8 protein-coding genes are annotated in these 11,473 nt (G+C 35.2%); 2 read left to right on the top strand and 6 right to left on the bottom strand.

Annotation, left to right across the window (positions count from 1 at the left end):
• Together JSS34_07310 and JSS34_07305 are read right to left on the bottom strand one after the other, a co-directional pair.
• On the bottom strand, window positions 1-2,031 hold a 2,031-nt coding region (locus JSS34_07310), incomplete at its 3' end, for an AMP-binding protein (protein MBS0186129.1).
• Window positions 2,032-2,244: 213 nt separating this feature from the next.
• Window positions 2,245-2,748: a hypothetical protein gene (locus JSS34_07305; GenBank protein MBS0186128.1), complete on the bottom strand. Its 504-nt coding sequence runs from the start codon at window positions 2,746-2,748 to the stop codon at window positions 2,245-2,247.
• A 372-nt stretch (window positions 2,749-3,120) separates the two neighbouring features.
• Between JSS34_07305 and JSS34_07300 the strand changes: the two genes are divergently transcribed.
• Window positions 3,121-3,924 (top strand): hypothetical protein, encoded by an 804-nt coding sequence (locus JSS34_07300; protein ID MBS0186127.1) that lies wholly within the window; start codon window positions 3,121-3,123, stop codon window positions 3,922-3,924.
• Between the two features lie 583 nt (window positions 3,925-4,507).
• On the opposite strand, the gene JSS34_07295 is transcribed toward JSS34_07300, so the two are convergent.
• A complete protein-coding gene (locus JSS34_07295; protein MBS0186126.1) occupies window positions 4,508-5,311 on the bottom strand; it encodes a thioesterase in 804 nt (267 codons plus the stop codon).
• Between the two features lie 123 nt (window positions 5,312-5,434).
• Between JSS34_07295 and JSS34_07290 the strand changes: the two genes are divergently transcribed.
• Window positions 5,435-6,391: a TauD/TfdA family dioxygenase gene (locus JSS34_07290; GenBank protein MBS0186125.1), complete on the top strand. Its 957-nt coding sequence runs from the start codon at window positions 5,435-5,437 to the stop codon at window positions 6,389-6,391.
• Between the two features lie 426 nt (window positions 6,392-6,817).
• On the opposite strand, the gene JSS34_07285 is transcribed toward JSS34_07290, so the two are convergent.
• From JSS34_07285 to JSS34_07275, 3 genes are read right to left on the bottom strand one after another with little or no spacing between them, the layout of a single operon-like run.
• Window positions 6,818-7,696, bottom strand: coding sequence for a toprim domain-containing protein (locus tag JSS34_07285; GenBank protein ID MBS0186124.1), 879 nt, complete (start codon window positions 7,694-7,696; stop codon window positions 6,818-6,820).
• An 18-nt stretch (window positions 7,697-7,714) separates the two neighbouring features.
• Window positions 7,715-8,497 carry a hypothetical protein gene (locus JSS34_07280; GenBank protein ID MBS0186123.1) on the bottom strand — a complete coding sequence of 261 codons (783 nt, stop codon included), beginning with the start codon at window positions 8,495-8,497 and terminating at the stop codon, window positions 7,715-7,717.
• On the bottom strand, window positions 8,494-11,415 hold the full coding sequence (locus JSS34_07275) for an AAA family ATPase (protein MBS0186122.1): 2,922 nt from the start codon (window positions 11,413-11,415) through the stop codon (window positions 8,494-8,496). The genes JSS34_07280 and JSS34_07275 overlap by 4 nt, the downstream gene beginning before the upstream one ends.
• Window positions 11,416-11,473: the final 58 nt, after the last annotated feature.

The raw sequence follows: 11,473 nt of genomic DNA, 5'->3' as shown, positions 1-11,473 counted from the left end.
AAGAGGAGCTTTTGTGTCGCCCAACATAAATTGAAGACGTTCTGGAGGATAGCTTGGATCTAAAGGCACATAAGCGCCTCCTGCCTTGAGGATCCCTAAAAGACCAATGATCATGTCAAAGGATCTCTCCACAGCAATAGCAACAAGTATGTCAGGACCAACGCCTTTGCTTCTAAGATAATGGGCAAGTTGATTTGCTCGATCATTTAATTCTTGATACGTTAGCTGTTCGTCTTCATAGACAAGAGCAATGTTCTGAGGCGTCTTCTCGACTTGCTCTTCAAACAAGTGATGGATATCTGTGTTCTCAGGATAGTCTGCCTGTGTTGCATTCCATTCGATTAAGAGTTTCTGCTTTTCTTTCTGAGTTATTATAGAAAACTCATCAATTCTCTTTTCAGGAAAATTTATTATTTGATTAAATAAGATTCTAATGTGCTCGGGAAAATTTTTGAATAGTGACTTTAAAACTTTATCTAATCTATCGTTAACATAAAGAGTATAGCTCTTATTGCTATCATTAATATTGAGAAGAAGGCTTGTTTTTTCATCAAAAGCATCTTTTATTTTCTCGGGATTTCCAATATGAATGATAATAGATAAATAATGTTTATCTTTATTTAATTCTGGATGCCGTACAAAAATATCTTTAAAATAAGACTTATGTTCGTTGACTTTTTTTATTTGCCCTTTAATTTCTTCTAATATATTTGATACTTTTACAGTGGGTAAGATAGAGCATGTTAAGGGAACATACTTTGGGAAAAAGGTTTTTTCATTTTTAGGCAAACTGGTTAAGAAAGAGTTAACAAGCCCTACGCTAAAGAAAGACAAATTTTCTAATCGACTTATATAAATCAAGAAAGCTGAAATAAGCGTATCTGTAAAAGAAATATGTTGTTCTTCTCTACGATAGCTAGAAAGTTTTTCAGAGTGAATAACAAATTTATTTTGTTTGGTCTTTTGAGATAACGATTCATTAAAGATAGAAGAATATTTTATAAATTGTAACTGAGGAAGCGCTATATTATCTAGGTTTTTTCTCCAAAAAATTTCAAAAGGGAATATATTTGTAGAAAATTCATGTAATTTATTTATAATTTTTTTTGAAGGTGCTTTTAATTTATCTCCTACAGAAATAACCTCTTTTTCTAAAGCATCTTCAAGTTTGCATTCATCCCCTTCTAAAGTTTTAAAATGAGAAAGAAGGATATCTTGAGTTTTGGTAGAGATTTGGATTCCATGATTGCTTATTTTAACGATTGTTCCTGGTGAAGTATTAGATCGAGCAAGCAAAACCTCTAATGTAGAGGGGATATAAATCTTTTTACCTATCAATACTTTGAAGGTAGTTAATGTATTAGGGTAATTACCAAAATAAAGAGCCCGATATTGCCTATCAATAGCTTCAGCAGAATTATTCCAATAAACAAATCCAAAATTATGAGGTTTTTGATGAAGAGAGAAGTAAGTCCTATGGCTTAAATCTTGTTTTTTTTCAATAATAGAACCTACAGATAGTTCTTTTATGAGTTCTTTAAAAGATTCTAGAGCATGCGTATAACATTTAAGGTTAAGACTGAGAGCTGTTTCATCTATATCAATTGGGAAAATAACTTGTTTTATAATGCTGCCCCTATCTGGGGCTTCATCCATAATATGCCAACTTATACCATGAATAGATTCTTGATTTAAAATAGCCCAAGAAGTGGCATTAACTCCTGCATATTTAGGGAGGGGTGCGTCATGGTAATTAATAGCATTATGCCGAGGGAGAATTAGAAGGTCTTTGGGTAGAATCCGTGTATTAACAATACTAAAGAGATAATCAAAATTTGGTTTAGGCGTAAGAGCTCGAAACTCTTTTATAGAAGCAATACAAGGTATGTTGTGCTGAGATGCCCATTGTTGAGTTTTGACATCAGGAGAAATTATGCCTAAAAGTTGGCAGCCTTCTTTAATGAGTACTTCTGCGCATTGAATCCCTAAAGTTGTTTCACTAATAATATAACAAGTAAAAATTTTATTCATGTGTTTTTAGTATTGAGTTCATATTTTTTAACATGTTGAAAGGTTACTCTTTTTCTTATGTTGAGTTATCAAGCACTCTGAGCGCAAAATACTTCCAGATGAAAAATTTTGAGCTTAATCCTTATACAAATTAAGTTTATTAAAAACATCTGTGCTTATGAAAACACAAATAACTCCAAAAGCAATTGATAGATAGTTTTATTTTTTTGATTGTTAAACTATTTTCCCTTCTTTATTTTTTATCTTTAAATCAATAATGTTACCGCCTTTCAGAGTCTCAAATAGAAAAGGTTTTACATAATCTAAAGCGAGGTATCCATTATGAAATTCCATCCTAACCTGCCACTCGTCATAGGTATAAAAATCCCTGTAAACTCTTTCACTTTTTGTAGTATTTAAATTCAAAATAGAAAAATCTTGTCCAATAAAGTACTCATTAAATCTTCCGGAAAGCGTTCTGAAAGGATGTTCTTGAGTAGAAGTGGCATCTATATCATTCATTAGAAGATAAGCTCTGTTCAAATCGTCTATACCTTGTAAGTCTTCAAGCGTATAAATTGGCTTAATCTCCTTATAATTAATTGAAAGACGCAAAAATACCTGTTTTGTTCTAATGGGAAGTTTTTCATATTCTTCATCAGACAATCCTAAACACGTGTTAGAAATGCACGAAATTGTACACATAAAAAAAAGTAAAACTAAAGCTTTTTTATTCATAACTTAATTTTTCTACTAATAAAAACACATTTTCATAAAACTATTTTTGAATTATTAATATTTTACTTTTTGTTATCATGACAAAACTTAGATTACAAGGAAAATCTCACCAGTGTTTTAAAGTCTCGATTAGTTAGTGAGTAGGTTTGCCTCTTGCCAGAACGGGAGTTAACTTGAGGCCTTTTCTTGGACTCGAGAAATATATCCGCACGCTCAATATCAACCACAATCTTTTATATTTGATTATATTAAAAAGTAGCCGAGACAGATGAATTACTTTATAATATTTACCTATAGTTATGGTAGTTAAAGGATCTTTTTCAGTCTATTAATATAATATATTGGCTTTAATCTCATATGAAAGGGTAAATTATGTTGACTTCAAAATTCTGGAAATGCGCTGAAAACTTATATGATCCATCATTAGGAACTGAAGCTGTAGCGCCGCTTCTTTATTATCTTATTCGAACAATACGCCCCAAAAATGTTTTAGAATTTGGATCAGGATATTCAACCCTTTTTATACTCCAAGCACTTTCAGATAATCTTCGTGAGTTTCAGTTAGAAAAAGAAGCTTTAAAGAGAAAAAATTCTTCTTATAAAGAAGAGCCCTATAATGAAGAATTTTATAATTGGCTTTATAGTAAAGATGCACCTCTCTCTAATCCTGAATATTATATGCAAGAATATAAACCTCAACTTGTTTGCTTTGAGCAACTACCAAAAAATCATCCTCATACTCAGAAAGTTTTAGAAGCAGTGAAGGAACTTGATTTTTTTCATCTACTAACATTTATAGAAGGTCATGCTTGTGGTCAAAGTAATAAAATTCCAGACACATGCTTACCTATTGATTTTGCATGGAATGATGCTGAAGCTTACGAAAATTTCTTTGATGAATATTGGGGTCTTATTAATTCAGAGGATGGTTATCTTCTATACCATAATACTATTAGTTCCTTCTTTTCGCATGTTTCAATAATGGAGAAAATTAAAATTAGGCTTGAGAAATTTAAAAATTATGAATTACTAAATATAGTAGAGCCTCATAAAATTAATCAGAGAAGTTGTACAATCATCAAAAAAGTCTCACAGTCAAAAAAAATTTATTTTGATAGGCCAGAATGCCAAAAACAAGTGTATAATACTTTTTTAAATTTTCTTAAAACTCATTAAACTTCCGGTATAGCTCTGATTATTACTTACAAGTTTGACGGTTGTGCACAGATGGGGAGAATATTTGATGAAACCAATAACATTGGGAAGTAGTATTTATTGGTTAGCCCTCATATAAGTTGTAGCTACAAGATAAAAAGAGCTTCGTACTTACTCGAAAATAAGAAGGAGATAGAGTATGAAAGCACTAGGCGTCATGACATGCAGATAAGCTGTGGTTAATCTAGGTGACAGCGGAATTAAAAGGATGCATCAAAGATAACCGTCATTTTATTGATATAGTGTTTTGGGTTATGAGGACGGCAGTACGCGAGATTTGTCTCGAATTATGAAGGCTGAAGCGTATATATTGGTGATTTATTCGTTGACGGGATAAAGCAATTCCACATGCATTTTTGCTTCTCAAACGTTAGTGAAGAATTTCTACGTGATATGAAAAAATCTGCTTTCTTCTTGGCAGCTATTCATATTTGATGCATCGATCTTTGGGCTAAAATCTCGTGACTACACTATATGATGAGAGTTATGCCTGCTTATGTGAAATATACAAAATAATTATAAAGTTCTCGAGATAACATCAAAGTTAAGTTATTATGTCACTCGCTGTAGCAGAAAGCTTTTTTAGCTCGTCAAAAATTATCTTATCAATAGTCTTTACTACTTCTTGATAAGAGTCTTTTATGAGGAAAAAGTGATCGCCTTTAAAAAAATATAAATTGAATGCAGCATTGGTATGAGATTTCCAAGAAGATGCTTCTTCTTTTAAAACATAAGGGTCTTCACTTCCTTCAAAAGTGCTAATTGGACATTGTAAAGGATCTTCTTCAGAATAATAATAAGTCTCAGAAACGGTGAAGTCTGCACGAATCATAGGCGTAAATAAGCTTAAAATATCTTTATTTTCTAATAAAGCTGGGGGAATACCATTGTAGGAGGAAAGTTCCGAGATAAAGTCTTTTTCTGATAAATTATGAAGATTTTTTCTTCGTAATGGAAGATGAGGAGCACGCGCTCCTGAGACAATTAAATGTTGAGGAAGCGGATATTTTTTTCTTCTTAAAATTCGTGTAAACTCAAAGCTTATAAAAGAGCCAATGCTATGTCCAAAAAAAATAAAAGGTTTATCAAAATAAATAGGAAAGCTTTTTAATAAATCTATAATAAGAGGCTCTATATTATAAAAAAGAGGGTCCGTAAAACGATCTTCTCTTCCTGGTAATTGAATACCTATAATTTCTATAGGCGACTTTAAGTCTTGTCCCCAGGCTCGAAAGACAGATGCACTTCCTCCAGCATAATGAAAAGCAAAGAGCCTAAGATTTGTAGCTCGATTATTTTGAGTTAGTGGAAAAAACCATGGACTAAGGTTTGGCATATCTTTAGACAATAAAAAATGCTCTTTTCTTTTGTTGAGAGGTATGATTAAACTTACTTACAAAAAGGTACATGATCTTTATAAAAAAATCTATGCCTCAGAAAATTTTATATTATAATTTTAAGGTTAGTAAGAATGCTTGAAGAAAACAACGCTGTATCTTATTTATATCCTCCAGAAGATAAAGGCATTCTTATTATAGAAGCTAGAAAGTCTATAAGTCCTATTAGCTGGATTCAAGCAAATAAAAAAGATTTTGAAAAAGCGCTTTTAAAATTTGGAGGTATTCTTTTACGAAATTTTGATATTTATGCTGTTTCTGAATTTAACCGATTTGCTCAAGAAATATGTCCTTATCTTTTAAATTACACCTACCGCTCTACTCCTCGAACTAATCTTGGAGGAAAAATTTATACTGCAACTGAATACCCAGCAGACCAATATATTCCATTACATAATGAAAATGCTTATTCTGATTCTTGGCCCTCAAAAATTATGTTTTTTTGTGTCATTCCTGCGAAAGATGGGGGAGAAACACCTATTGCAGATAGCCGTAAGATTTTTAAAAGACTTGATACAGAAATTATTAATAAGTTTATCAAAAAAGGAATTTTATATGTTAGAAACTACTCTCCAGGTGTGGATCTTAGCTGGCAAGAAGTTTTTCAGACATCTAATAAATTAGAGGTTGAAAAATATTGTAAAGAACATTCTATAGAATATTCTTGGAATAAAAAAGGTCCGGAGCTCACAACAAAGCAAATATGCCAAGTTGTTTTGACTCATCCACTCACAAAGGAGGATGTGTGGTTTAATCAAGCACATTTATTTCATATTTCGAGCTTAAGGCGAGATGTTGCGCAATCACTTCTTATAGAATTTGGAGAAGAGAATCTTCCCAGAAATTCATACTACGGAGATGGCTCGCCTATAGAAGAGGCTGTTCTTGAAAAAATAAGGGATGTTTATGATAAAGAATCAATTATATTTAAATGGCAAAAAGGAGATCTCATGGTTTTAGATAATATTCTTATGGCACATGGACGTAACCCATACTCAGGAGAAAGAAAAATAGCTGTTGCTATGGGATAAATAAATGAGGTTTATACTAAATTTAAAACATCTAAGGTTTATAATTTATAAAGATTCTCTGGTTCTATATTTTATGGTTTGAAATAAAGCCTTCTCACATGATACTATCTTTTAAATTCTTCAAGGTTGATAACTATCCAAAATCTACTACCTAAATTTTAGATTTAGGCAGGAAATACTTCTAATACAAGGGCTTTCGGTCTTTTTATAGCATTCATTTTTTCACCCATTGGGTATTAAAATGGACATCTGACAAAATCATGGAATCTGCAAATTTCCTGGAATAAATGCTTGCTTTCCAAAATTTAGATGAAGGACTTTGGCTACACTTGCTTTTTGAATTGAAACGATCTTTGTGGATTACATAGATAATGGAAGCGTAATGCATAGAGAAGTTTCTTGATCTACTCTCCGGTCATCAATGTTTTACCGATTATAGAGATTTTGGTTTTTTGAAGACTTGTTATTTTGGAATACAGCGTCAGATATATATTTTTGAATGTTTTTTGCCCCTGATTCTTTTAAAATATCATTAAAATCTCGTCCCTCTCTACTTGGCTTGATGATGATTAGAGATTTTCCTTGGCTTTCTAAATATTCTTGTGTGTGATGGATTACTTCATTAGTGCGAGAAAGTTTACCATCATTATCAGCACAAATAATAATTTTACTTTCAGAGCCTTGGTAATTTTTCATGTTATGAATTCCCATAGAGGCAACAATAGTATCCTTAACCTCTGCTTCCTTGATGGAAAGAGCTGTTTCAACACCCTCAGCAATAAAAACTTGGTTGCTTTCAGGATTAGTCTGAAGAGTGACAAAGGATCCTTTTGCGAGTCCATATTGAATCTTGTTAAGTTTTTCACCGTCTTTATTGAATGCACGTGTTCCATTGCTGTTGAGTTTGGTCAGTTGTACAGAGGATAACTCTCCTGAAGCATTTCGTCCGAAAGCTATAAAGCAATCATAAATTGTTGTTTTATGCTCAGCGTTATAGATAAAAGTCGTATCTTTGGGTAGATAGCGAAGATCTTGAGAAAGCTCACATTGGATGCCGCGCTCTTGACGGAGATAGGTTTCAGCAATGGTCCCAAGAATGGGTTGAGATTTTTGATAAATCTCAGTTACCGAAGATAAACGTTTAGCCTTGTCTTGCTCATTCTCTTGAGCATGAAGTTGAATGGGAATAGTTTTTTTCATGACTTCTTGAGCACGGGCACCCAGAAACCATGCACAATAATCAACTGCTTCTCGGAAACTCAATCCCTTTTGCTGTTGCACTAACTGGAAAATATTACCGCCCATACCTTCGGAGAAATCATACTATAACCCTTCTTTAATTCCTGAAATGTGGACGTTAATTTTTCCACTGGAGCCAAAGCGCAGTGTTGATTTTGTGCTAAGATGATAATTATGCGCCCCTAACAGATCTTCGGCAATCTCTCTTATCCGCCCACGAGAAGCTTCAAGTACATGCTCACTTTTAAAAAAAGGCCTAAGATTCTGCTGTTGTACTATAGAGTTTATGTTGCGGGCATGAGCTTCTAGATTTTCTATCTCCTTAGGATTCATGGCTTTGAAAAGCTTAAGTGCTGGTTCACAATTCATTAAACATTGAGCTGCTTCACGTCTCGTATTTAAAGCGTCCTCCCACACTTGAGGCTTTTGAGAGCGAATATCTGACATCCACGAACAACCTATCTCTTGAGATGCCTTTTGGTAAGCTTGAATATGGTTGAAAATATAATCTGGCGAATCCCCGCGAGAAATCTCTCTTGCGTTTAGCTTTTCTGCATATACGATATCAAAGCGTACGCGTTGGAAGTCGAGCCCTTCTTGTTTGAGAAGCATGTAGATTTTAGAGTCTTGTCGCAACTCAATGAGCTTTTGAAGCTCATAGGCTTGTGAAGTTCTCGTCATAACGTCTTTTTCAGACGTATAGGTACGCACTTTTTCACGAATTTCGCCTGACATTGCATGTGTCAGAAGCTTGCTTTCTTGAATCTTTAGTTTTTCAAAAAATTGCTGATGAGTCTCAAAGAGTCTTACTATTTCCAAGGCTAAGATGTCACGTGTTGCACAGGTTTCTTGAAAGCGATATTTCAACGTTTCTTGAGGGAGAAAAATGTTTTTGTTTTGTCTCTACAGAGGTGATAAAAAGCTGCAGCTTCAGAACTTGCTTCTTTATAAGATTTTACGGTCTGATAGAATTCTCTGTCAGCCAAAGAAAGACGTTCTTCAAAATCTTTTTGATATTGAGAGCGAAGATGAGTTGCGGCATGTTGCTTAATGGACAAGCTCATAAAACGGTCTTTATCTTCTACAGAATTATTCCAATAGTCTTTAAATTGGCCATCTTTATCTTGCGTTACGCGTAAAAATGGACGATAGAGTTTCGGGTTTTCTGCAAAAACAGATGCTAAAGAGTCTCTTTCGATCCGCAGCTTTTGGTAACCCTCGTATAAATCGTGATGTTTCGCAAAAATTGGGGGATGAGTCTTCGTTATAATTTTCCAAAGTTCCCGTGTTTCTCGAACAAGGTCCATATATCCTTGCGCTTGAATGCTGGCTCGATGCTCAAGATCGGAAAGCGTACGTTGCCTCAGACCTACCTCTACTTCCAAAACATCTCGTCTCAGCCCCGCAAGCCGTGTATAAGGAAGATGGTGATCCCAGTTTGAAAGGATCTCAGATGCAATCTCTTTTTTCTGATTTAGATAAGCTTGGTAATTTTTATAGTCTTGATGCTTGTAAAAAGATGTATTTGGGTTAAGGCTTTCTTCTATTTTCTCACGCAAATTACCACTTTGTACCATAATATCACAATAGTGTTGAATTCGCTCTAGGTAAGGTTTTTTGGCCTCTGGTACTTGATAGTCATGAAGCGTTTCTTTAGAGATTCCCCGACCTAATTTTTCCACGAGAGCTTTAAAATCTATAATTTCTTCACGATTTATAAAAGCTTGCACATCATGGCGGTGACGGGTCATTCCTACAAGTACTGTTGAAGAATCTAAAAGTGGGTCGAATGCGATGAAAGTACGATCAAATGTCGATCCCTCGGATTTATGGATTCCAAGTGCATAACCGTGCGTCACATGATAATATTCAGTTGTATTAAATTTTACGCAGTGCCCATCATCCAATTGAACTTTGAGGTGCCAATGATCTCCGGAAAGAATTGTCCCAAAAGTTCCGTTTTTTACGCCTTGTAGTTGAGTAGGATTGAATCGCTCCCGAATAGCTTGAAATAAGCTTGCGTGAATATTTTTTACGTAATGTTCCGTATGATCATTTTGAGTAAACCGCACACGATCCCCACAAGAAAATTCTTGGTCTGCAACTCTAAAAGAAGTCCCTAATGCTCCTTGTTCCTTTAATCTTATACGAATTAATTGATTGAGAGCATCTACATCACGATTACGATAGGCTAAGGCAATACGGCTTTGGTTCGGATTTTCTTTTAAATCTTTCAAGTAAGCTGAAACAAGGGCTTCGTGTGTATCATGCGCGGTGTCATACCAATGTAGATGGCCTTTTTGGTGATAGGACATGAGACCATCAAGCGCCCGTCCTTCATTTAAAAGAGCAGAGCATTCTCCTTGCCAAGGAGTTTTTTGACGAAGAACTTCCCGGGTTTCACAGGCTCCAAATCTTTCTGAAAATAACCGCCCATAATCACCAGGCTCTCGAGATTTAATTTGCGCAGTGTCTTGAATGATGAGAACCTTGGCACCTTTATTAACAACCTCACTTAAGAAAGGCTCCCATAGCTTGCCTCTGATCATATTCGCCTCGTCCACCAGAATCACATCTTTGGATGTGAAGCGCTGTGATTCTAATTTCTTCATTTTTTGGAACGCATAGAGATAGGGTTGTCCCCAAAGTTTTCCATTTTTTACCAATGCACTTTGATAATCATGTCGTTCCCAGGCAAACTTCAGACTATCCAGCGTTTTACAAGGAATGCCAATTTCACGCTCCATAATTTCAACTGCCTTTCCTTGAAAAGAGGTTCCAAGCACATTAAAACCTGCCGCTTGATAAGCTTCGGCAACTACTTTGAGAAGGGTGGTTTTGCCTGTTCCTGCCCGACCATTAAGAATACGGATATTAGGGCCACTGCAGAGGTAGTGGATGGCAGCTTCCTGTTCTTCAGAAAATGTAAAACCTAGTTTATTGGTGTGTTTGACAAGAGCATTCGTAATAAATTCAGGCGCAATATTTTTAGAAGAGCGCTGATGCAAAGTATCTGCAAGGCTTAAATTTTTTTCTTCCTGATTTTTGTAAGCTGTGCTTGTAAAGATAGGATCGCGGTTAATATTCTCACCAATAGGCTGCGTTAATTCGAAATCCTTTAGTAATTTATCCGCAAGTTTTGAGGCAATATCTTGTAGATCAGAAGCAAAATTTTCATTGGGTGCATAATCACTAGGATTTTCGAGACCTTTGACGCGAGCTTTAAGAATTGCAAACAGCTTTTCATCTCCACCTATGCGTCGAATAATTTCTTCTTCAATGTGGTTACGCGTAAAAACAGTTCGTTTTTGAGAAATCTCATGGATCAAGGATTCTGGATGATCGCATAGGAGCGTGATATTGCGTTGTCGAATCTCTTCGTTACGCGCAAGAATGCGAGAGTATTCTCCGCGGTCTGCTAAACGTTGAGCATAATACCCTTCATGCTGACTTGCCTCAAAAAGAGATCCACGATCTTTATTTGATCGGCAGTCAATGCGAACTTCATGCCCAGCTAGTGCCAGATGCTTATTAGCGACGCGTTCCCAATGTTTGCGTGTAAGTTTGTGCTCAAAGGGGGATACAATATCTTCATCTTTTCGGGAAGAAAATGTTCCTTCCACAAGAGCTCGGCGCGTGATGATTCCATGAAAATGAGGATTCCCAGCATCCCAATGGATGGCATAATGAACAACCAGGTTCCGCGAAACAAAGCGTGTTTTAAGAAATTCTTCAACACATATTTCTGCTTGTTCATGAGAGAGTTCTAATGGAATTGCTCCCATGATGTATACGTCCATAGAAGTGGTGTAAAATTGAAAGACCTCTTGAGCGGAGCCTGAA

The sequence above is a fragment of the Pseudomonadota bacterium genome (genome assembly GCA_018242545.1).
Lineage (GTDB): Bacteria > Pseudomonadota > Alphaproteobacteria > 16-39-46 > 16-39-46 > 16-39-46.
Note: the sequence above shows the minus strand (reverse complement) of the source record. Positions and strands in the feature narration are given on the sequence as shown.

Bases quoted from the DNA above. Each gene is read 5' to 3' on its own strand.
- JSS34_07305 (MBS0186128.1), bottom strand. From the start codon at position 2,748: ATGAATAAAAAAGCTTTAGTTTTACTTTTTTTTATGTGTACAATTTCG.
- JSS34_07290 (MBS0186125.1), top strand. From the start codon at position 5,435: ATGCTTGAAGAAAACAACGCTGTATCTTATTTATATCCTCCAGAAGAT.
- JSS34_07300 (MBS0186127.1), top strand. From the start codon at position 3,121: ATGTTGACTTCAAAATTCTGGAAATGCGCTGAAAACTTATATGATCCA.
- JSS34_07275 (MBS0186122.1), bottom strand. From the start codon at position 11,415: ATGGGAGCAATTCCATTAGAACTCTCTCATGAACAAGCAGAAATATGT.
- JSS34_07285 (MBS0186124.1), bottom strand. From the start codon at position 7,696: ATGGGCGGTAATATTTTCCAGTTAGTGCAACAGCAAAAGGGATTGAGT.